Source organism: Micromonospora sp. C97, assembly GCF_018070385.1.
Classification (GTDB): Bacteria; Actinomycetota; Actinomycetes; order Mycobacteriales; family Micromonosporaceae; genus Micromonospora; species Micromonospora parva.
Window position 1 is genome coordinate 95,120 of the sequence record NZ_JAGPXU010000009.1, and the last position, 19,556, is coordinate 114,675.

Annotated in this window: 22 protein-coding genes; 14 read left to right on the top strand and 8 right to left on the bottom strand. The window is 68.9% G+C overall.

The window, feature by feature from the left end; all coding sequences use genetic code 11:
• Nucleotides 1-109: 109 nt before the first annotated feature.
• From KBX26_RS33005 to KBX26_RS15025, 3 genes are all read left to right on the top strand, one after another.
• Nucleotides 110-1,216, top strand: coding sequence for a sensor histidine kinase (locus KBX26_RS33005; RefSeq protein ID WP_210865671.1), 1,107 nt, complete (start codon nucleotides 110-112; stop codon nucleotides 1,214-1,216).
• Nucleotides 1,213-1,860 (top strand): response regulator transcription factor, encoded by a 648-nt coding sequence (locus KBX26_RS15020; protein ID WP_210865672.1) that lies wholly within the window; start codon nucleotides 1,213-1,215, stop codon nucleotides 1,858-1,860. The genes KBX26_RS33005 and KBX26_RS15020 overlap by 4 nt, the downstream gene beginning before the upstream one ends.
• Before the next feature lie 143 nt (nucleotides 1,861-2,003).
• Nucleotides 2,004-2,867 carry a TIGR03620 family F420-dependent LLM class oxidoreductase gene (locus tag KBX26_RS15025; protein WP_210865673.1) on the top strand — a complete coding sequence of 288 codons (864 nt, stop codon included), beginning with the start codon at nucleotides 2,004-2,006 and terminating at the stop codon, nucleotides 2,865-2,867.
• Nucleotides 2,868-3,076: 209 nt separating this feature from the next.
• On the opposite strand, the gene KBX26_RS15030 is transcribed toward KBX26_RS15025, so the two are convergent.
• Both KBX26_RS15030 and KBX26_RS15035 read right to left on the bottom strand, forming a co-directional pair.
• The gene (locus KBX26_RS15030) at nucleotides 3,077-3,883 is read right to left on the bottom strand and encodes a DUF4352 domain-containing protein (RefSeq protein WP_210865674.1); all 807 of its coding nucleotides are present in this window, start codon (nucleotides 3,881-3,883) and stop codon (nucleotides 3,077-3,079) included.
• Nucleotides 3,884-4,248: 365 nt separating this feature from the next.
• Complete coding sequence (locus KBX26_RS15035; RefSeq protein ID WP_210865675.1) at nucleotides 4,249-5,154, bottom strand: SDR family NAD(P)-dependent oxidoreductase; 906 nt, start codon at nucleotides 5,152-5,154, stop codon at nucleotides 4,249-4,251.
• 56 nt (nucleotides 5,155-5,210) lie between these two features.
• On the opposite strand from KBX26_RS15035, the gene KBX26_RS15040 reads away from it, so the two are divergent.
• From KBX26_RS15040 to KBX26_RS15050, 3 genes are all read left to right on the top strand, one after another.
• Complete coding sequence (locus KBX26_RS15040; protein WP_210865676.1) at nucleotides 5,211-5,654, top strand: MerR family transcriptional regulator; 444 nt, start codon at nucleotides 5,211-5,213, stop codon at nucleotides 5,652-5,654.
• A 134-nt stretch (nucleotides 5,655-5,788) separates the two neighbouring features.
• A complete protein-coding gene (locus KBX26_RS15045; protein ID WP_210865677.1) occupies nucleotides 5,789-7,081 on the top strand; it encodes a GAF domain-containing protein in 1,293 nt (430 codons plus the stop codon).
• A gap of 143 nt (nucleotides 7,082-7,224) precedes the next feature.
• Complete coding sequence (locus tag KBX26_RS15050; protein WP_210865678.1) at nucleotides 7,225-7,611, top strand: hypothetical protein; 387 nt, start codon at nucleotides 7,225-7,227, stop codon at nucleotides 7,609-7,611.
• Between the two features lie 108 nt (nucleotides 7,612-7,719).
• Here KBX26_RS15050 and KBX26_RS15055 read toward each other — a convergent pair whose 3' ends face one another.
• Together KBX26_RS15055 and KBX26_RS15060 are read right to left on the bottom strand one after the other, a co-directional pair.
• Nucleotides 7,720-8,856 carry a glycosyl hydrolase 53 family protein gene (locus tag KBX26_RS15055; RefSeq protein WP_210865679.1) on the bottom strand — a complete coding sequence of 379 codons (1,137 nt, stop codon included), beginning with the start codon at nucleotides 8,854-8,856 and terminating at the stop codon, nucleotides 7,720-7,722.
• A 9-nt stretch (nucleotides 8,857-8,865) separates the two neighbouring features.
• Nucleotides 8,866-10,047: a cellulose binding domain-containing protein gene (locus KBX26_RS15060; RefSeq protein WP_210865680.1), complete on the bottom strand. Its 1,182-nt coding sequence runs from the start codon at nucleotides 10,045-10,047 to the stop codon at nucleotides 8,866-8,868.
• A gap of 246 nt (nucleotides 10,048-10,293) precedes the next feature.
• On the opposite strand from KBX26_RS15060, the gene KBX26_RS15065 reads away from it, so the two are divergent.
• Nucleotides 10,294-11,121, top strand: coding sequence for an SAM-dependent methyltransferase (locus tag KBX26_RS15065; RefSeq protein WP_030333757.1), 828 nt, complete (start codon nucleotides 10,294-10,296; stop codon nucleotides 11,119-11,121).
• A gap of 147 nt (nucleotides 11,122-11,268) precedes the next feature.
• Here KBX26_RS15065 and KBX26_RS15070 read toward each other — a convergent pair whose 3' ends face one another.
• On the bottom strand, nucleotides 11,269-11,538 hold the full coding sequence (locus KBX26_RS15070; RefSeq protein ID WP_210865681.1) for a hypothetical protein: 270 nt from the start codon (nucleotides 11,536-11,538) through the stop codon (nucleotides 11,269-11,271).
• A gap of 252 nt (nucleotides 11,539-11,790) precedes the next feature.
• On the opposite strand from KBX26_RS15070, the gene KBX26_RS15075 reads away from it, so the two are divergent.
• The 4 genes from KBX26_RS15075 (at nucleotide 11,791) to KBX26_RS15090 (ending at nucleotide 15,696) form a co-directional block, all read left to right on the top strand.
• Nucleotides 11,791-13,809, top strand: a complete 2,019-nt coding sequence (locus KBX26_RS15075; protein ID WP_210865682.1) for a hypothetical protein — start codon at nucleotides 11,791-11,793, stop codon at nucleotides 13,807-13,809.
• Nucleotides 13,810-13,956: 147 nt separating this feature from the next.
• Complete coding sequence (locus tag KBX26_RS15080) at nucleotides 13,957-14,154, top strand: hypothetical protein (protein ID WP_210865683.1); 198 nt, start codon at nucleotides 13,957-13,959, stop codon at nucleotides 14,152-14,154.
• A gap of 74 nt (nucleotides 14,155-14,228) precedes the next feature.
• Complete coding sequence (locus KBX26_RS15085) at nucleotides 14,229-15,140, top strand: GNAT family N-acetyltransferase (RefSeq protein WP_210865684.1); 912 nt, start codon at nucleotides 14,229-14,231, stop codon at nucleotides 15,138-15,140.
• A gap of 19 nt (nucleotides 15,141-15,159) precedes the next feature.
• On the top strand, nucleotides 15,160-15,696 hold the full coding sequence (locus KBX26_RS15090; RefSeq protein ID WP_247680662.1) for an ATP-binding protein: 537 nt from the start codon (nucleotides 15,160-15,162) through the stop codon (nucleotides 15,694-15,696).
• A 6-nt stretch (nucleotides 15,697-15,702) separates the two neighbouring features.
• On the opposite strand, the gene KBX26_RS15095 is transcribed toward KBX26_RS15090, so the two are convergent.
• Nucleotides 15,703-16,656, bottom strand: coding sequence for an NAD(P)-dependent alcohol dehydrogenase (locus KBX26_RS15095; protein WP_210865686.1), 954 nt, complete (start codon nucleotides 16,654-16,656; stop codon nucleotides 15,703-15,705).
• Between the two features lie 192 nt (nucleotides 16,657-16,848).
• Here KBX26_RS15095 and KBX26_RS15100 point away from each other — a divergent pair, with 192 nt between their 5' ends.
• On the top strand, nucleotides 16,849-17,082 hold the full coding sequence (locus tag KBX26_RS15100) for a holin (RefSeq protein WP_030333742.1): 234 nt from the start codon (nucleotides 16,849-16,851) through the stop codon (nucleotides 17,080-17,082).
• A gap of 80 nt (nucleotides 17,083-17,162) precedes the next feature.
• Here KBX26_RS15100 and KBX26_RS15105 read toward each other — a convergent pair whose 3' ends face one another.
• Nucleotides 17,163-17,939 (bottom strand): Ig domain-containing protein, encoded by a 777-nt coding sequence (locus KBX26_RS15105; RefSeq protein WP_247675176.1) that lies wholly within the window; start codon nucleotides 17,937-17,939, stop codon nucleotides 17,163-17,165.
• A 217-nt stretch (nucleotides 17,940-18,156) separates the two neighbouring features.
• The gene (locus tag KBX26_RS15110; protein ID WP_156057664.1) at nucleotides 18,157-18,390 is read right to left on the bottom strand and encodes a hypothetical protein; all 234 of its coding nucleotides are present in this window, start codon (nucleotides 18,388-18,390) and stop codon (nucleotides 18,157-18,159) included.
• A 231-nt stretch (nucleotides 18,391-18,621) separates the two neighbouring features.
• Between KBX26_RS15110 and KBX26_RS15115 the strand changes: the two genes are divergently transcribed.
• Both KBX26_RS15115 and KBX26_RS15120 read left to right on the top strand, forming a co-directional pair.
• Complete coding sequence (locus KBX26_RS15115; protein WP_156057661.1) at nucleotides 18,622-18,819, top strand: hypothetical protein; 198 nt, start codon at nucleotides 18,622-18,624, stop codon at nucleotides 18,817-18,819.
• 161 nt (nucleotides 18,820-18,980) lie between these two features.
• Nucleotides 18,981-19,553, top strand: a complete 573-nt coding sequence (locus KBX26_RS15120) for a MauE/DoxX family redox-associated membrane protein (RefSeq protein WP_051708615.1) — start codon at nucleotides 18,981-18,983, stop codon at nucleotides 19,551-19,553.
• Nucleotides 19,554-19,556 lie beyond the last annotated feature (3 nt).

Below are 19,556 nucleotides of genomic sequence, written 5' to 3' on the forward strand. Positions count from 1 at the left end.
GCGGAACGTGCCGCGGTGCCGATCTGGGCGCGCGGGCGGTACCGGGGTGCCGGCCGATCCGGTACCTGGGTACTGGTCGGCGTTCCGGCTGGTCGCGGAGACTGTGCGGGTGAGCACTGGAATCCGCGAACTGTTGCGTGACCCCGCGCGGGCGCGCCGACTCGCGTACGGCGTGGTTGGCGTGATCATCGTCGCCGTCGTCACCACCGTCGAGGGGGGCGTGTCCGTTCCGGCCGGCTGGGCGTGGCTGGTGCTGCCGGTCGGCCTCGGGGCCACCGCGCTGCACCCGCGCCACCGAACCCTGATCTTCGCGGTCTGCGCGGGGTTCGTGGCGATCGTCAGCACCGGGGAATCGGTGCAGCTCGGCCTCGCGGCCGCCGGCCTGGTGTTCGTCTCCACCTGCGAGGACCCGGCCCGACACCCGTGGCTGGGCTGGGTGGGTGGCTTGACCGGTGCGGCCGGCGCACTCGGCATCGCACTGCTCAACGAGCGGGGGCTGTACGAGCAGCCGTTGTTCTTCGTGACGGCCGGCTACCTCCTGGCGGTCCTGTTGCGCTCGTGGTCACGCGGCTACGCCCTCACCCGGGAGACAGCCGACCTGCGCGGCCAGGCCGCCTGGCTCGAACAGCGCACCAACCTGGCCCGCGAGCTGCATGACGTGGTCGGCCACCACGTCACCGCGATGGTGGTGCAGGCCGAGGCGGGCCAACTCAGCGACGACCCGGGGGCGGCGTTGCGGGCGATAGCGGGCAGCGGCCGTACCGCGCTGAGCGAACTCGACACTCTCGTCGTGCACCTGCGCGACCCGAACGCGTCGATCGCGGTGAGCGCGCCGCCGCGCCTGTCCGACATCGACGAACTGCTCGCGCAGCCGTTGCGCCAGCAGGGGGTGACGGTGCGGGTCCAACTGGACCCCGATCCGGGTCTGGACGAGATCGGGGTGTTGACCGTCTACCGCATCGCCCAGGAGGCCCTCACCAACATCGCCCGGCACGCGAAAGCCACGGCGGCCTGGGTCGAACTGGTCCGGGTCGGCGACCATGCCCGCCTGCGGGTCAGCGACGACGGCGTCGGACCGCCCCGCACGCCCACCAGCGGGTCGGGTCTGCTCGGCATCGGGGAACGCGTCTCCGCGTACGGTGGCAGCTGGGAGCTGGGCCAACGCCCCGGCGGCGGCACCGTCGTGCAGGCCAACCTGCCGGTGGCGAACCGGTGATCCGCGTCGCGATCGCCGACGACCAGGAGTTGGTCCGGGACGGCTTCAGCCTGATCCTGCGATCCCAACCCGACATCCAGGTCGCGGCCGAGGCGGCCGACGGCCGGCAGTTCCTCGACGCGGTACGCCGCGACTCCCGCATCGACGTCGCCCTCGTCGACATCCGCATGCCGGTGCTCGACGGTCTGCAGGCCACCCGTGAGCTGGCCACGATCCCGCACGCACCGGCCGTCATCGTCGTCACCACCTTCGACGACGACGCCTACGTGCTGGACGCCATCGCCTCCGGGGCGCGCGGGTTCCTGCTGAAACGGTCCAGCGCCCGCGACCTGATCGCCGCGGTACGCACCGTCGCGGCCGGCGAGGCGGTCCTCTCCGCCGAGGTCACCGGTGCCGTCCTCGACCGGGTCCGGGCGACCGGCCCGGCCACCCGGGTGGACCTGTCGACCTACCAGTTGACCGCCCGGGAGGTCGACGTGCTGGCCCTGATCGGCGCCGGGCTCAACAACAACGAGATCGCCGAACGCCTCTACCTGTCGATGAGCACCGTCAAGTCCCACGTGACGAACGTGCTGGCCAAGACCGGCAGCCGCGACCGGGTACGAGCGGCCATCCTGGCGATCCAGGCCGGCCTGGCACCGTGAGTGATCCAGGCCGGACAGGCACCCCGGCCACGAGAGCGATGAAGCGGGCCGACGCCATCACTGTCCACAGCAGACCGGGGCGGATGGTCATCGGCCGGGTTGAACCCACGCCGCGACGCTGCCGCAGGCCGTAGGGTTCAGGTATGGCACAACGATTCGTCAGCGTATGGCAACCGTTCTTCCTCGCCAGCGAGAGTCGGGGCGCGGTGATCGACGCCGCGACCGAGCTGGAGGATCTCGGCTACTCACGAATCTGGTTCTCCGGTGGTTTCGGCGAGAACGTCGCCCCGCGCTTCCGGGAGATCCTGGACGGGACCACGCGCATCGGGGTCGCGTCGGGAATCGTGAGCATCTGGCACTCGTCGCCCCCCGAGGTGGCGGCGTTCGCCCAGGACGCCGAGCGGGCGCATCCGGGCCGGTTCCTGCTCGGTCTCGGCGCCAGCCACGCAGTGGTGGTGGAGAGCGGCGGCACCGACTACCGCAAGCCGTACTCAAGGATGGTGGACTACCTGGACGGCCTCGACGCGGCCGGGCTCTCGCCCGAGCGACGCATCCTGGCCGCCCTGGGCCCGCGGATGCTGAAACTCTCCCGCGACCGTTCCGCCGGGGCCCACCCGTACTTCGTCCCGGCCGAGCACACCGCCGAGGCCCGGGCGGCGATCGGGCCAGACCGGCTGCTCGCCCCCGAGGTCGCGGTGGTCCTCGACGCGGACGCCACCACCGCACGCGCCACCGCCCGGCAGTACACGAGCGGGTACCTCGCGCTACCGAACTACACCAACAACCTGCGGCGCTTCGGCTGGACCGATGAGGACTTCGCCGACGGCGGCAGCGACCGGCTCGTCGACGCCCTGATCCCCTGGGGGACGGTCGAGAAGGTTGCGGCCGGCCTGGAGCAGCACTACCAGGCCGGCGCCGACGAGGTGGCGATCCAGGTGCTCAACGGCGGCGACGACACGACGTTCCCCGCCGACGCGTTCCGCACCCTGGCCGCGGCCCTGATCTGACCCTCGCGAGACCAGGGCGACCGGAGAACCGCCGTCTGGTACGGCGATGCCTGGTGCGCGACAGCGATCGCCCGTCGTGCCACCAAGGGCGGCACGACGGGCGATCCGCCGCCTTGGAGAGCATCAGCGTCCTCGCCGCCATCGATTGGTCTAATGACGACGAGGCACGCCCACATCCGTGAGCCCGGCGCCTTGCTGGTTCGTCTCCGTCACAGAGTGACGACAGCGTCCTCGGCGAGAGTGAACAAGCCGGCATCGAACGTGATGCTCTTCAGCTTCGTGCCCTTCGGTACGTCGAAGTAGACGTTTGCCTTCACCGAGTTGCCCGGGTTGATTTTGTCGAGGAAGCCCTGCCCGTCGGTGTTGCCGTAGATGGCTGCCTCGCCGTCGACCTCGTACTTCCGACCAGAGCCGTCCTGGGCGGTGATGGTGCCATCAGCGTGGAAGGTGTGCGCGCTCTTGGTGACGTTCTTGACGGTCACGCTGGCCCGGCAGAAGGTGCCCTGCGCCTTTTTGTTCAGGAACTCGCTGCCAACCTGGGAAATCCCGCACTTCACGCTGTTGACGGTGAACTCGAAGTCACCGCCACGCACTTTGTCACCGGTGCCGAAGGTCTTGGGCTTGTCGGGAGCGGCGGTTGTCGTCACCGGGTCGGGCTTCGCCGACGCGGGTGCCGACTGCACCGTGCTCGGCGCTGCCGCAGCCGGTGCGGAGGCACTGCTGCCAGCTGCGGGGATGTCGGTGCTGGCCGACGCGTCGGGCTTCTTGTCATCGCCGGTCAGGCCGATCACGAGCCCACCACCGCAGCAGAGCACCACGACGACAGCCGCACCGATGAGGGTGGGGATCAGCCACGACCGCTTGCGCGTGGACGGCGGCGCCACGGGCGCCGGACTCTGCCCGGGCGGCGGCGGATACTGGCCGGCGGGTACCTGAGCAAATTGAGCGGTTGGCGGTGCCGGCTGCTGAGCGCCCGAGGATGGCTGGTTTTGGGCAGGCTCGTAGGGGTTGGTCATTGGTGTTTAGGTCTCCCCGATGTGCTGGTGATGCGCCCGGATGGGAGCAGCGCGTTCAAGGTGCCATGGCGATACTGCCGATGGCGTCCCCCTGCTGTCTCGTCGCACCAACCGATTAGCTGAAGAAAGCACCTTGTTTGTTCATGAGGCTCTCCGACGTTGAGACATCCAGCAATTGAAGTGAATTCATGTGGCGCCCGGCATCGGCCTTGAGACGCAATTCGGTCCCATGTCCAGCAACTTCGCTCAATTGTGGATGGTGCAGACATAGATCAAGACGCGGATTTCCATGAACTGAATTGCAGGACAAGCCTGATTCGACAAGCCTTCCGGGAAGGAGCCCGCCCTCGCCGCACGACTCCGGCTCAGGCGATGAGATCGAGGCCGGTCAGCTCGGCTGACAACGCCCAGAGTCGAGCTGCCTCGCCACTGTCCGTCGGGTCGCTGTCGGTGCGGTGGCAGTCCACGCAGTAGTCGCCGCCGTTCCCGTCGAGCTGGGGTGACGTGGCGGCCCAGACCTGGGTGGCAGCGCCCTGCTCGACGGTCTTGAACAGGCCCGGCGCGGAGTTCCCGTCCGCGTCGATCCAGCCGGCTGCGACCATCTCCTCGGCCGCGAGGTGCCGTTGCAGGGGCGTGCGGATCCAGCCGGGGTTGACGGAGAAGGCGCGGACGCGGTGTGCCCTGCCGAGCAGGTCGAGGTGGCGGGCGAACAGGATGTTCGCGAGCTTCGACTGGGTGTACGCCTCCCACTTGTCGTAGCGGCGCTCGAACTGCACGTCGTCCCACCGGATACGCCACGCCGGGTCCCGCCCGGAGGCGACCGAGACGACCCGAGCCGTGTCGGCGGCGGTGAGGGCGGGCCACAGCAGGTTCGTCAGCGCATAGTGGCCGAGGTGGTTGACCGCGAAGTGCGCTTCCCAGCCGGTGCCGACGCGTGTCTCCGGACAGGCCATGATGCCGGCGCTCGCGACCAGGATGTCGAGGGCGGGATGGTTGCGGAGGAACCGTTCGGCGAACGCGCGGACGGAGGTGAGATCGGCCAGATCGAGGCGGTCGACCTCGACCCCGGCGGTGTCGGCGAGTGCCTGGCGCGCCGCGTCCGGCCGAAGAGCGGGGACGATGACCCGGGCCCCGGCCCGGGTGAGGGCGCGGGTGGTGGCGAGACCGAGGCCGGAGTAGCCGCCCGTGACGACTGCGGTAGTGCCGGTGAGGTCGATTCCGGCGAGGACGTCGTCGGTCGTACTGTGCGGGCCGAATGTGGTGTGGGTCATGAGGCGGACGCTAGGTGCTAGACCGGGGTCTAGGTCAACGGGCTACGGTCGGTGCCATGGCGGACGGCGGACTGAGCATCGGGCAGGTGGCACAGCGCACCGGGTTGAGTGTGCACACCCTGCGCCTCTACGAGCGTGCGGGTCTGTTGGCCAGCGAGGTGCAGCGTGACAGGTCCGGCAGGCGCGTCTACAGCACCTGGGACGTCGAGTGGCTGGCGAACTGCGTCAAGTTCCGGGCCTCCGGGATGCCGCTCACGACCATCGGCCGCCTGGCCCAGCTCGTTCGCGAGGGCAGCGGCAACGAGGCCGAACGGCTCGAACTGCTCCGTGAACACCGGCGCCACATCACCGAGCAGCTCACGCGGCTGCGCGACTGCCTCGACCTCGTCGACGGCAAGGTGGACAGCTACGAGCGACACCTCGCCGCCGGCGCCCGCGGTGATCCGTGGCAACAGCAACCCCGGCCCACCACGGCGGAGCCCTCGCACCAGACGGGCTGACGAACCCCGCGTGCCGGGTGTCGTGGCTGCTCGGGCGACGGGTTGCGACGCCTGGTTGGTGGGTAGGACCTCAGTGCCGGACCCGTGAGTACGCTGGACCGGCGACAGCCGCAGACGAGAGGCGAGACCACACGATGACCGCAGTGCCAGGCCAACGGTCTCCTGCCGCTGCGGCTCCGGCTGCTGCCGAGCAGGCAGCGGAGGAGGACCTGCGGGGTTTGTTCGGGGAGTCCATCGCCGTCTTCGCGTCGCTCACGGGGCCCGGGCACCTGCTGGAGACGGCCAACCCGGCGTTCTTCGCCACCATCGGTGAAGAACGCGCCCGCGTCGGGCTCCCGCTCGCCGAACTGATGCCCGAGTTGGCCGATCAGGGCTTCATCGCGCTACTGGACCAGGTCTTCCGTTCGGGTGAGCCCTACACCGGTCGGGACATCCAGGTGATGCTGGGCAGCGGCCCGCAGGTGCGGGAGGCGTTCTTCGACTTCACCTACGAGCCGCGCCGGGACGCCGACGGCAACGTCACCGGGATTCGGGTGCTCGGTGTGGAGACCACACAGGTCAGACATGCCCAACGGCTGATGGCCGAACACCGGGCCCTGCTGGAGCAGATCGCCCGCCAGGCACCGCTGACCGAGGTGCTCGACGGGATGGCCCGCTGCATCGAGAACCTCGCACCGGGGGTGCTCGTCTCCGTCCTGCTCGCCGACGCCGACGCCCGACACCTGCGCCACGGTGCCGCGCCGAGCCTGCCCGACTTCTACAACAAGGCCATCGACGGCATCGCGACCGGCGAAGGTGTCGGCTCCTGCGGCACCGCCGCCCACCGGCGGGCGCCGGTCATCGTCACCGACATCGCCACCGACCCGTTCTGGGACGACTTCCGGGACCTGGCCGACCAGGCCGGACTGGCGGCCTGCTGGTCGACGCCGATCCTGGCCCGCGACGGCGGCCTGCTGGGCACCTTCGCGATGTACCACCGCACCCCGCGCGTCCCGCAGGACACCGACCTCGCCCTTGCCCGGCTCTTCGCCGGCACCGCAGCCCTGGCCATCGAACGCCACCACATCGAGCAGGCGAAGCTCGCCGCCGAGGCACACGCCAGGTCGGCCAATGACGAGCTGGCCAGGGTGGTGCTCGTGGAGCGGGAGCTCCGCGCCGAGGCTGAGCAGCGTGCCGCCGCCGCCGCGGAACTCGCCACCCAGATGCGAGCCGCCGCGGCGGCGCAGGCCGCCGCGCCGCACCCTGAGCACTGCCAACTCGGCGGCGCCGCCGGGTGCACCGCGCCGGCCGAGATCAAGATTGCCGATTCGTGGGGCGACGCGGCGTGGGGCTGCCCCACCCACGTCGAGGAGGCCATCCTCAACGTGCGGTCGGTCTTCATCGCCAGTGAGGAACTCGGCGGCCTGGCCGCCTACCTCAACCGCTGACGGTTCACGGAAGCCTCCTGGGCACCTGTTGCGCAGCGTAGGCCGCGCTCCACTCCGGGGCGACGTCAAGTGCTTGACCCTTCAAATTTCCATCGGTAGCCTATCGATATACATCGACGGCTATCGATTTATGTAGGTGAACCGTGCTGGTGAAATCCCTCGCCCTCGTCGCGTCTGTCGTCGGGGTGCTGGCCACCGCCCCCGCCGCCTCGGCGGCACCCTCCGCAGCATCCAACGACGTCTGGCCGCCCGGAAACTGCCCGCAGGGCACGTTCTGCATCTGGGCCAACTGGGATCACCCAGCGGAGGGTCCTACCGCGACTCCGTCCCTGGTGACCAGCACCGAGTGGTCCGGCAGCGTCCCGGCCTTCAACTTCTACAACCGCACCTCACGCAACGCCGAGATCAGCTGGTCCTACAACTATCTCGGGACGGAGCACACCGGCGTCGAGTGCGTTCGCCCCGGCGGGGGAAACTTCTACGTGCCGCTGGTCGCGACGAAGGTGAGTTGGCAGACGCGCACCTGCTGACCCTCCCCCGACGCCTGATCGCGGACGTTCGGCGACGGATCGTGGCCGCCGCTCCGAGGGGCAGTGGCACACGCCGGGAGCCGCCGCCGGACGTCCGACCCGGCCGGGTCACGGTGTCCAGCGCACGCCCGGGTTCACCTGGCCGGACCAGTTGAAGATGGCCATGTTGTCCCACTGGTTTCCGGTGCCGTTGATGTTGGCCGGGTCCCAGCCGTTGCCGCGGACGGCGTACCAGGTCGGCTCCCAGTAGAAGACACCGATGGCCCCCGCGTTGCGCGCCGTGTTCTGCACCCAGTCGAACTCCTGGGCCTGCCCGGACCAGGTCGCGCTGATGCCGTCGCAGGTCGCGTCGCCGATGGCGTTCGGCTCGCTGTCCGCGTTGTTGCGGGTGAAGGGGTACGCGGTCTCCACGATCACCACCGGCTTGCCGTAGCGACCACGCAGGTCGACGATGTTGTTGTAGAGGTTCGCCAGGCTGCCGTGCCACATGCAGTAGTACGACTGGGCGGTGATGTCCCACTGCACACCCTGGGCGCGGATGCCGTCGTAGAACCATCTGGCGTTGGCGTTGCTGTCGGCGTTGGCGGTATGGATCATCACCGGGATGCCGCCGCCGCACGCCTTCGTGGCGTAGTAGCCCTGCTTCAGCAGGCTGGCCAGCGGCGCGAAGTCGTTGTTGACGACCTTGCCCTCGTTCCACAGCATCCCGACGTTGATCTCGTTGCCGATCTGGACGCTGTCCGGTGGGGTGCCCTGCCCGCTGAGGCTGGCGCAGACGTCGTAGGTGAACGCGTACACGTCGCTACGCAGCTGGCTCAGGTTGTGGGTGGCCCAGGCGGCGGGTTTGTGCTGCTTACCAGGGTCGGCCCAGGTGTCCGAGTAGTGAAAGTCGATGAGCACCTTGAGGCCCTTCGCCCTGGCCGCCCTCGCCTGGGTCAACACCCTGCTCTTGTTGTTGTAGCCGCTGATCGGGTTGTTCCAGACGCGCAGCCTGACGTAGTTGACGCCGACGGACCTCAGAATGTCCAGCGGGTCGCGGGCGACCCCGCCGGCGTCGTAGTACGTGGCCCCCAGATCCAGGCTGCGCTGAAGCGAGGAGACGTCGGCGCCCCTCATGGTGAGCGTGTTCGCGGCCCAGGCGGGTGCGGGCGCGCCGACGAGCGTGGCGGCGACGAGGACGCCGGCGGTGACAGCGGCGGCCAGGGCCCTGGTGCGACGGTGGGGAGTGACCGGACGGGTGTTCACGAGACTCCTTCAGCCCACGGTGCAGGGAGCGCCGTTCAGCGAGAAACCGGTCGGCGGAGCGTCGCTGACCCCCCACCGGCCCTGGATGCCGAAGGTCGCCGAGCCGTCCGGCGCGAGGACCCGGTTCCAGTCGACGTTACGGGCGGTCACGGTGGTGCCGGTCTGGCCGATCGTGGCGTTCCACCCCGAGGTGACCTGCTGGTCCCCCGGGTAGCTGAAGGTCACGGTCCAGCCGTCGACCGGTGCTGCGCCAAGGTTGTGGACCGTCGCGGTGGCCACGAAACCGCCCGGCCACTCGGACTGGTTGCGGTAGGTCACCCGGCAGGTGGCGGGTGGCGGCGTCGTGGGCGTCGTGGGCAGCTCGACCGTGTTGGACGCGATCGAGACGTTGCCCACCGCGTCCCGGGCCCGCACGTAGTACAGGTTGCGCAGCGGCGTCGGCGTCGACGTGGGTAGCGACGCCGTGTACGTCGTACCCGGCACGGTGGCGATCAGCCTGGAGGTGAACCAGCCGTCGAATTGGTAGACGCTGTATCCGAGCACGCCGACGTTGTCCGTCGACGGTGACCAGGACAACGTGGCGGTCGAGGCGGTCACCTCGCCGACGGTGAGGCTCTGCGGCGCGCTCGGCGGGGTGGTGTCCGGGCCGGTGTCCGTCACCGGGGTGACCACCGTCAGCACGTCCGACCAGTTCGAGCGTTGCCCGAGACTGTCCCGGGCCATCATGCGGATCGAGAACTGCATGCCCGGCCCAACGTGGGCGGTGATCGTGGTGGTGGTGACCGCGCCGGCGGTGGCGCTGAGGCCGATATCGCCAAACTCCTGGGAATACGCGATGTCGTAGCCGGCGATGCCGCAGCAGCCGGACGTGGCGGCCGTCCAGGTGAGGGTGATCGCCCCGGTCCGGACCTCGCTGGCGGTCACGTTCGTGGGCGGGCTCGGCGGGACGGGCGTGGTGCTCGGCGTGCTGACCGGCGCCGGCGGCGCGGTTCCGGCCGGCGTCGCGGCGGACACCGCGCCCGCAGCGGCTGCCGGGGCCACTCCCGGATGGGCGGCGGGCGCGACGGTGGCGGCATCGGCCGCCGGCGCGGCGCTCAGGGCGGTGCCGAGGACCGCCGTCGACAGCAGGACGGCGGCCAGCAGGGCCGGCCGGGGACGGCAGAGCAGCGAGGACCAGGAGACGCCTGTCATACACCGACCATGCAGTGATACATCGATGATCGCCAACGTATCTCACGCCTCGGTCGGCGACGGCCCGGTCCACACCGGAGGGTCGCCGCACCCTTCCTCCCGAGTCAGCACCATTCACGCCCCTCGCTGGGCTGGGAGCGATACCAGTGGGGCAAAATTCAACAGTTCCGATCGTTACACTCGCCGCAACGCCGGCACCATCCGTAGACCCCTGCCTGCGCCAACCCCGATCGAATGGAGACGCCTATGACCCGCGACAAGGCGGCACCCGCCGGCATCGACCCCACCATTCCCAGCGTGGCCCGGGTCTACGACTTCTTCCTGGGCGGCAAGGACAACTTCGAGGCCGACCGGAAGGTCGCCGAGCACGCCCTGCGGATCACCCCGGACGGGCCGGCCGCCGGCCAGGCGAACCGGGCCTTCCTGCGTCGAGTGATCCGCTACCTCGTCACCGAGGCGGGCATCGACCAGTTCCTCGACATCGGTTCCGGGCTGCCCACTCAGGGCAACGTGCACGAGGTCGCCACCGAGCAGAACCCGAAGGCTCAGGTGGTCTATGTGGACAACGACCCCATCGTCCTGACGCACGGGCGCGCCCTGCTCGCCGCGGAGGGCACCGCGACGGTGATCCAGGCGGACATCCGCGAACCGCAGGCGATCCTCAACCACCCCGACGCACGCCGGTTCCTCGACTTCGACCGGCCGATCGGGTTGCTGCTCTTCGCGATCCTGCACCACCTCGGTGACGACGAGGACCCGAAGGCGGTGGCAGCGGCGCTGATCGACGCGCTGCCCTCCGGCAGCTACGTGGCGATCTCACACTTCCGCGACCCGGGCGACCGGGACCCAGAGGGCTCCCGCAAGGCCCGCGAGGTCGAACGGGTCTTCAACGAGTCGCTGGGCACCGGCCGCTGGCGTACCGACGAGGAGATCCTCTCGTTCGCCGAAGGGCTGACGGTGCTGGAACCGGGGCTGGTGCCGCTGGCCGAGTGGCGCCCGGAGCCGGACGCACCCGTCACGGTGCAGACCGACACCTATCACACGTTCGTCGGGATGCTCGCCCGCAAACCGTAGGCCCGCCCTGCCTGAGGTCCGTCGGCGGGAGCATGCCCCGCCGACGGACACGCGTCAGCTCCGACCGGAGCGGCAAGTGCCCGCAAGACTCCCGTACGCGGTGCCGCCAGACCCCGCCCAGCGGCTGCCGCCCGCTGCGGCTACGCCCTACTCCTCGGCGGTGGGTCGACTGCGCACCACCAGTTCGTCGATCTCCAACCGGCCGACGCGCAGCTCCCGCACCACTGCCCTGCGGATAGCCAGCCGCCCGATGGCCAGCGCCCCGACGGCCACGGCCCCGACGGCCAGCGCCCCCACGGCCAGCGCACCGAGCGACACAGCCCCCGCAGCCCGCGCACCGGTGGCCGCCGCACCCGTCGCCACCGCGCCGTTCGCCCGCGCCCCGGTCAACCGCATCAGGCTCACCTCTCGCTTCATCCCCCCATTGTCGGCGTACCGCTGGCCGCCCGCTCCCCCAGCGGGCTGAGCCGCCGGGCCCAATCAACCGGTTCGGAGGAGCAGCAGCCGGCCCGGCCGTCCACCGTAATCGAACCGTTGCTGTGGGCAACTGTAACCGCCCGCCCGGTCCTGCTGTCGCATCGCTGACACCAATCTTCTTCCCTCTATGGCCGGCCGTAAGGGTGTAGAGCCCAACGTGAATTTCATTGAGTCCTAGCGGCGATCCCGGAGGTGGATGTGGTCTCCTCGCTCAAACACGCACCGGCCGCGCAGGAAGCAGAGCCGGCGGGTAAATCGTCGTCGGCCCGTGTCACCGCAGAGCGAAAAGTGGTATCGCCGCCATCGGCCCTCTCCGTTTTCGTCACCTGCATCCTCATGGCGCTGTTGTTTGTCTTCGTGATCGTCGGCACGCCGGACAGATGGGGCGCCGACCTGAGATGGGCGCTACGGGCACTGGCGGCGCTGACGCTCGGTCTGCTCCTCGTCATACACACCCGACGCCGTTACGTTCTTCCGCAACGGACATCACATCGATCCACGAAGGTATGGGGGCTACCCGAATACCAGGTCAACGTCCTGCAGCGAACCGCTGGCCAAGCGCAGATCAGCAACACCTCGGACAACGCCGGGCCCGCACAGGCGCGCATTTTCGCCTCTGCCGTCATCTACCCCGCACACGTTCGTCAGCGGCTCACCGAGCGATACGATCCGGGCCAGCGGACGCTGACCCAGTTGGTCACCATCGATGCGCAGTTGCCGTCACGGGACGTCCAACGGCTGCTGAACACCGCTGATACCGCGACACTTCCGAGGCCAGGAATTCCGGCCCAGCGCACGACAACAGGCAACGAGGGCTTCGAAGGTGGGCGGAGCGACGCCACCGACGCCACCCAGCATCCGGCCGTCATCCTCTTCCCCGTACTCGTGCCCCGCAAGGGCGAAATGGTGGACAACCTGCGGGTCCTGGCCGCCGACGGCAGCGCGGTACCGGTGCTCTCCTACCGGCAGTACCTGCAACTCGTCGCCAAAGTGCTCCGGACCCTCCTCGACATCGCCTACGGCGAGGACATCTCCAACGGCAGACACCCGGACGCTCTCGACGCGGAACGGACCGCTCTCCAGGCGGTGATGCGCCGGGCCACGACCACGAGCGACGAGCCTGATGACAGCGAGGGCAGCAACGCGCTGTACCGGGCAGGACACGCGAACGGCCGGACGAAGCTCGCGAACCCCGCAGCGCTGAAGCTGGCGGCGCAACTGATCAAGAAGCTGTCATCCCACTACGCGGTCGTGGCGGCTGTGCCCTGTCCCGTGGATGGTCGATTCGTCGTCTCGTACGAGCGGATGATGACGCCCACCCTCGCCCTTGCGCCCTTGTCCGAGGGCATCCTGAGCTGGTTGAAGGCGCGCGCACGTCTGCTGCTCGGCTCCCGACCTGTCGACTTCTCCATATCGTTGGACAACGCGTGGACCACGCAGAGCTATCACCTCATCATCGACTGCCAGGACGGGGTGTTCGTCGGCGTACAGGAGGCGCAGGAACTGGTGGGATACCTGAACGCCCACTGGAACGATCGCCAGTCACGACTTGAGCAGAGCTTCGCGCAGGAGAAGTCGGGGCCGCTGCTGGAACTGACCACGCCCCCGCCCTACTACCGTTTCCGCCGACGCGCCGGCCAACGCTACGCCCACTTCTACACACGCTTCTTTCCCGAGCCCAGGGAAAAACTGCCCAACGGTGATCGCATCCCGGATGTGCGGTTCCGCTTCTACGAGGTGCCACCGGGTTCGGTTTTCCGCGCGCTCATCGCTTCCACAGCGGCGGCACTCCTCATCTGGCTGATCGGCTTCGTCACCTCGCGCGACTCCGACCCGGGAACCGACGTGCCGGCGTTCCTTCTGGTTTTTCCCGCCGTCGCCGCAGCCTGGCTCGGCTTTGACAGCCAACCGCGACGTCTACTTGAGGGAACACTTGCGGCGCGGATCTCCCTGCTGGCCACTGTGCTGTGTTCGATCGCCGCCAGCGGCCTGTTCATGGTTTACAAGGCAGAACTCCCCCTCCTGCAATGGAAAGTCCCGGCCGATATGCAGATCCTGGGCATCACGTCGATGGCATGGAGCGCGCTGATGTTGCTGGCCCTGTTGAACGCGAGCACCACCGGTTACGCGTACCTCGCGAGGACGTGGGAATTCATCCATCTATCGGGCAGAACCGACGGATTCGGTGGCCCCAAAGAGCACCTTCACTAGGGTGGACCCCTGTTACACTCGGCCCACCACATCGAGCGATCACAATACATCGACGCACCCGTCTGTGAACCAGAACGGCACCGCGTACGTTTTCACTGAGGTGAGCCCCGTACGCCCCGGCAGATCGGATCGGTTCAGGTGATGTCCATGGACTCCGAGTACCACGTCTCATCGCACGACTGGCCAGCCGGCACCGGCGCCGACGACCTCACCCTTGACCAGGCCAACGAGGTGTTCGACCTCTTCGACTCGTACTACTCCATGGCGATCCAAGGCCTGTCAACGGTCCCGATCCTGCTACCCAAGCCTCCGCAGCTCAGCGACGGCACGGTTGACGGCATCTGAGTCGCCTTCCTCAGTCCCGGCGGCAGCCGGTAATTCGGAGGCGCGGAGAATGGGGCGGTGGCTAGCGTAGGCGGATGAGCGCTGTCTCGACGGCCGGGCTGCGCCTGCGGTTCTGCACCGATCCGGGCGAGTTCCTGGCTGTGGCGGATGACTACCTGAGCGCCGATCCGGTCGTCAGCACGGTCGTGACGACCGTCGCGCACCGGCTGCTGTCGCAGCGGGCCGAGGGCATCTCACAGCCCGACCGCAATTGGTGGCTGGTGGTCAGCGACAGCTCCGGCGTCGTGGTCGGCGCCGGGATGCGTACGGCACCGTATGCCCCCCACCCCCCGTTTCTGCTGCCCATGCCCGACGAGGCGTCCGTTGCGCTGGCCCACGCGTTGCACGAGCGCGAGGAGGAGGTACTCGCTGTCAACGGGGCCCTGCCTGCCGTGGAACTGTGCGCCGCCGAGCTGACCCGGCTCGGCGGGGGTCGAGTCGACATCACCCAGCACACCCGACTGCACGAGCTCGGCGAGCTGACGATGCCGCCACCGGTGCCGGGCGGCTTGACGGTCGCTACCGAGGACGATGTGGAGCTGGTCACGGACTGGTTCGCCGCGTTCATGGACGACGCCGACGAACAGGCTGGCCGACCACGCGGCACCAGAGCCCACGAGATGCCCGACCGGGCGGACATGGTGCGCCGCCTCCACGCCGGACGGCTGTGGTTCTGGGTCGACGACACCGGAGAGCCGGTGCACCTGACGGGTGCCAACCCGCCGTCGTTCGGAGTGGCCCGGGTGGGCCCGGTGTACACCCCGCCCACCCAACGCGGACGGGGGTGGGCCAGCAACGCGGTCGCCGAGGTTTCCCGACGAATCCAGGCCGAGGGTACGCGGGTCTGCCTGTTCACCGACCAGGCCAACCCGACCTCGAACAAGATCTACGCCGCGCTCGGCTACCGACCGGTCGTCGACATGGCCAACCTGGTCATTCGCCGCTGACGGCCGGACGCGGGTGATGATGAGGCGACCAACACTGTTCCTGACTGTGGGACTCCCCTGCACCGGGAAGACCACTGCCGCTCGGCGCATCGAGATCGAGCGGGCAGCGCTCCGTCTCACGAAGGACGAATGGGTGAAGGCTCTCTACAGGCACGAGAATCCGCCGTCGGCGGGCGACGTGATCGAAGGTCGGCTCATCCAGATCGGGCTGCGCGCGCTTGAACTGGGCAACAACGTCGTGATCGACTACGGCCTCTGGAGTCGGAACGAGCGCAGCGCGCTCCGCCAGGCCGCAGAAGACCGGGGCGCGCTGGTAGAGATGCGCTACTTCGAACTCACCCCGGCCGAGCAGCGGAGACGACGTGATCGGCGTCAAGCCGAAGCACCACACACGACGTGGCCGATGTCCGACGACGAACTCGCCGAGTGGGCCGCCACCATCGAGATCCCAACGCGAGCAGAACTCGACGGCAGTGAACCTCTTGACGATCCGCCGGCTGGATTCTCGACATGGGACGAGTGGCGCGAACACCGCTGGCCGCCGTCGCTGTCCTGACGCCTGTCAGGTGACGCTCACGACGACCTTTCCGAGGGCGCGTCCCTCGCCCACGTAGGCCAACGCCTTGGGCGTCTCGTCGAGGGTGAAGGCCCGGTCGATGTGGATGCCGAGGTCACCCGCTACGCAGAGATCGGCCACCGGTTCGAAGTGGGCCGGCCCTTCCCGGACGGCGAGCACGCCCAGCCGGCGGTTGCTGAGCCGGCCGGCCAGCGCGCCGACCGTCAGCACGCGCAGCACCGCCGGGACCGATCCGCCGACGCACCGGTAGCGGCCACCGGGGGCCAGCGCCCGGCGGTAGGCGAACACCGACCGGTACGCGACCAGATCGAGGATGAGATCGTACGGGCCGCCGCGGGTGAAGTCCCGGCTGCGGTAGTCGATCACCTCGTCCGCGCCGACGGACCGCATGAAGTCGAGCTTGCCCGCGTTGTCGACCCCGCTCACCTGGGCGCCGAGTCGTTTGGCCAACTGGATCGCGAACGCGCCGGATCCCCCGCCGGCGCCGTTGATCAGGACTCGGCTGCCGGCTCCTGCGCCCGCAGTGCCCTGGTGTGCGATCGCGCCCGCCTGCGGGATCGCCGACGCCTCGGCGAACGTCAGGGCGGCGGGCTTACGGGCCAGGACCGACTCGGGGGCGATCGCGTACTCGGCGAACCCGCCCTTGAGCATGAGATTGTCGCCGTACACCTCGTCACCAGGTCGGAACCGGGTGACGGCGGAGCCCACCGCCTCGACCCGTCCGGCGATGTCCGAGCCGAGGGTGCGGCGTGCCGGGGAGCGCAGCCCACCGATGCGCGCATACAGCGGCGAACCCCGCAGCGCCTCCCAATCGCTCAGGTTCACCGAGGTCGCCGCAATCTTGACGAGCACCTGTCGGGCAGCCGGGGAAGGCTTGGGGAGGTCCTCGATCCGCAACCCATCCGGGGATCCGTACCGGTCGTACACGACTGCTTTCACCTGGCACCACCAGCCTTCGGGACAGTAGGCCAGCCGTGGTACCCGAAGCGTTCCGGGCAAGCAGCCTACCTCTCCTGGCTAGCACGGCGGGACAACCGGCATCCCCGGGCGGCGCGGCAAGCAGTAACAGCCTCTGACCAGGCATTCTTGGGATATGGACCGTCCGATGAACCTACCCCTGGAGGTACCACGATGTTCACCACGAAGTTCTGGAAGGCCACCGCCGAGCGGGCGGTGAAGAGCGCCGCGCAGGGTCTGCTGCTCTACTGGGGCGCTGACGTCGTGTTCAACGCATGGCAGGCGGATTGGGCGGCGGCCGGTGGCATCGCGTCCGGCGCGGCGGTGCTGTCGGTGCTCACCTCACTGGTGAGTGCGAAGGTGTCGGGAGAGGACGACTCACCCAGCCTTGTCGGTGCCGAGCACTGACCCGCGGCAGCTGCGGACGGTCGCGCGTGGTGCGGCCGTCCGTCGTCATTCCGACACCGAGGGGGTTTTGCAGGTCCTGGTCAGCAGCGCGTGCAGGGGGAGTCTTTTCGGACACTCCAGGTGAAGGTGGTGCTGCCCTGTCCGCCCCCGTCGGCCGTGACCGTGACGTTGTAGGTGCCGATGGTGCTGAGCGTGCCGCTGATCAGGCCGGTCGAGGGATTGATGGCCAGCCCGGGAGGCAGGCCGGTCGCCGACCAGGCGTACGACCCACTCCCGCCGGTGGCCTGCATCTGCAGCGCCACGGAGTCCAGCTTGAGCATGCTCTGGGTGCCCGGGTTGGTGACCGTCACCGCCCCGCTCGGCGGGGGTATCGGAATATCCGGGGGCGGGCACGTCAGGTATGTCGTCAGAGAGTTTGCCGATCTGGTGATGTATTCCGGACTTCCCGAAAGGAATTGGACGGTGGCGGTCGCTCGACCCGAGTAGTAGCCCGACTCGCAGAGCGTGCCCGGGTTGGTGACGCCAAGACCGAACAGGGTCACGTTGGTGTCCTGCCACACCTCGGTACGGCCGTTCACCGTCTGGCCGGGGCCACCGACCAGCCCGTGGTAGAGCAACTCCACGGTGAGGTCGACGCGACGCACCGGACCGTCGCACTGGACAGTTCCGGTGAAGTTGACGGTCTTGGCGTCCGTCTTGCCTGGTGGGCTGTCCGGCGAGATCCACCCGCAGTAGTGACCGTCAGAGGCCGCGGCGGATGCCGGCGTGGCGAAGCCCAGGGATGCGGTGGACACGGCAGCCGCTGCCATCGCCAGCAGTAGACGAGACCTGCTGCGACGCAAGAGTTCGACGCGCATCGATAAATGGTGCCACGGAGGCGTCGGAGTCGGCAATGGCCGATCCTTCGGCGCTCCCGTGACCCGGGCCGGGAGGGCATCTGCCGACCTTCGGCGAACCACCCTGGCGGGGACCATCAGTGCCAGGCCGGTCTCGGTGTCGTTCCGATGATCGCTCCGGGTCAGTCCGCCTGCCCGGCGAAGCGCGCCCGGATGTCGCTCAGGTAGGACCCCGAACTTATGCCGCTCGCTTCGCCTTCGTCACCCACGCCCCGCCGAGCGTGACCACAAAAGCGACAGCGGCGAGCACCCACGCGAGCCAATCCGGTCCGTCAGGACGAATGACGGTCCGGGCAACGATCAGGGACCCGATCACCACTACCGCCAGGGCCACCAGATAACCGATGCCTGCGGCGCCTGCCGGAACAGGCAGACGAGTTCCTGAGGACTTCGCCGCGACACGACTGGTCACCCCCACAACGAGGGCTGCGGCGACGAGAAAGATGCCTGCGACCTGCTGCGGCAGGCCCGTCCCATATCCGCGAGTCAACGCTTGGCCCCGTGTCGTGTCAAGCGAGGCCGAGCGCACGCCGGCCGTGCTTCCACACCTCTTCCACGGTGCTTGCACCAGCCTTGCACCAGGCGTCGGCAGGGTGTTCCACAGAGGAAGCACGGTGCTCCTCGGGTATCTCGGGAGGCTCGGATGAGGGGAATCATCGAGGGCATGGGCGGCCGGTTGCTGGCCATGTTCGTACCCAAGATCAGTGCGTCGGCGGGCTGTGGCAGCTGGCCTTCGTGCTGGCAGTGCATCAGCCGGTGCGGACGGGCGCTGCCCTGCGACGCCTGCACCGTCGGGGAAATCGATCAGCCCGGTGAGTGGATCTACTGCAAGGGCTGCTGACAACTGAGGCCGCAGGGCGACTGACCGCTGTCACCATGCGGCTTTCCGCCTCCGGCCGAGGTCGCGAAGCCGATTCTCCGATGGGGAACCCGTCGGGATCGGGTGGTCGATCCTCGGCCGGGGTGGCCGGGCGTCAACGAGTCGAAGCGAGGGGAACACCGATGCACTATCTGACCATCACCGTGCGGTGCGCGATCGGCCTGGTATTCCTGGCGTCCTCGGTGAGCAAGGTGTGGGGACGGGATGCGTTCCCCGCGTTCGTCGCCTCCCTGCGCGGAGTCGGACTGCTGCCGAGGCGCCTGGTCCGTCCGGCCGCGATCGTCCTGGTGGTGGTGGAGGGCGCGCTGTGTGCGGCGTTGGCGGTGCCCACGGGTGTCGTCCCCCGCATTGCGCTGGTCGGTGCGGCGGTGCTGCTGGGCATCTTCACGGTGGGCGTGGGAATCGCGGTGCGACGGGGGACCGCGAGTACCTGCCGCTGCTTTGGTGCCAACGCCCAGAGACTCGGCCGCCGGCACGTCGTCCGCAACGTACTGCTGACCGGCCTGGCGGCGGGCGGCGCCGTCGTGGCTGTCGCTTCGGCCGCGTCACCACCCAGCTCGCTCCGGCCGGCGGGGCTGGTGCTCGCCGGCTTCGTCGGCCTGCTGCTGGGCTTCCTGGCCATCAGATCCGACGACCTGGTGGCCCTGTTCCGCGGGGTCGACCACGATCCGCGACTTACCACCCACAGTCGTTGACTA

Excerpts from the sequence above, each read along its gene's own strand:
- KBX26_RS15025 (WP_210865673.1), top strand. The coding sequence starts at position 2,004 with ATGGCACAACGATTCGTCAGCGTATGGCAACCGTTCTTCCTCGCCAGC.
- KBX26_RS15030 (WP_210865674.1), bottom strand. The coding sequence starts at position 3,883 with ATGACCAACCCCTACGAGCCTGCCCAAAACCAGCCATCCTCGGGCGCT.
- KBX26_RS15035 (WP_210865675.1), bottom strand. The coding sequence starts at position 5,154 with ATGACCCACACCACATTCGGCCCGCACAGTACGACCGACGACGTCCTC.
- KBX26_RS15040 (WP_210865676.1), top strand. The coding sequence starts at position 5,211 with ATGGCGGACGGCGGACTGAGCATCGGGCAGGTGGCACAGCGCACCGGG.
- KBX26_RS15045 (WP_210865677.1), top strand. The coding sequence starts at position 5,789 with ATGACCGCAGTGCCAGGCCAACGGTCTCCTGCCGCTGCGGCTCCGGCT.
- KBX26_RS15060 (WP_210865680.1), bottom strand. The coding sequence starts at position 10,047 with ATGACAGGCGTCTCCTGGTCCTCGCTGCTCTGCCGTCCCCGGCCGGCC.
- KBX26_RS15065 (WP_030333757.1), top strand. The coding sequence starts at position 10,294 with ATGACCCGCGACAAGGCGGCACCCGCCGGCATCGACCCCACCATTCCC.
- KBX26_RS15070 (WP_210865681.1), bottom strand. The coding sequence starts at position 11,538 with ATGAAGCGAGAGGTGAGCCTGATGCGGTTGACCGGGGCGCGGGCGAAC.
- KBX26_RS15080 (WP_210865683.1), top strand. The coding sequence starts at position 13,957 with ATGGACTCCGAGTACCACGTCTCATCGCACGACTGGCCAGCCGGCACC.
- KBX26_RS15085 (WP_210865684.1), top strand. The coding sequence starts at position 14,229 with ATGAGCGCTGTCTCGACGGCCGGGCTGCGCCTGCGGTTCTGCACCGAT.
- KBX26_RS15090 (WP_247680662.1), top strand. The coding sequence starts at position 15,160 with ATGAGGCGACCAACACTGTTCCTGACTGTGGGACTCCCCTGCACCGGG.
- KBX26_RS15100 (WP_030333742.1), top strand. The coding sequence starts at position 16,849 with ATGTTCACCACGAAGTTCTGGAAGGCCACCGCCGAGCGGGCGGTGAAG.
- KBX26_RS15105 (WP_247675176.1), bottom strand. The coding sequence starts at position 17,939 with ATGCGCGTCGAACTCTTGCGTCGCAGCAGGTCTCGTCTACTGCTGGCG.
- KBX26_RS15115 (WP_156057661.1), top strand. The coding sequence starts at position 18,622 with ATGAGGGGAATCATCGAGGGCATGGGCGGCCGGTTGCTGGCCATGTTC.
- KBX26_RS15120 (WP_051708615.1), top strand. The coding sequence starts at position 18,981 with ATGCACTATCTGACCATCACCGTGCGGTGCGCGATCGGCCTGGTATTC.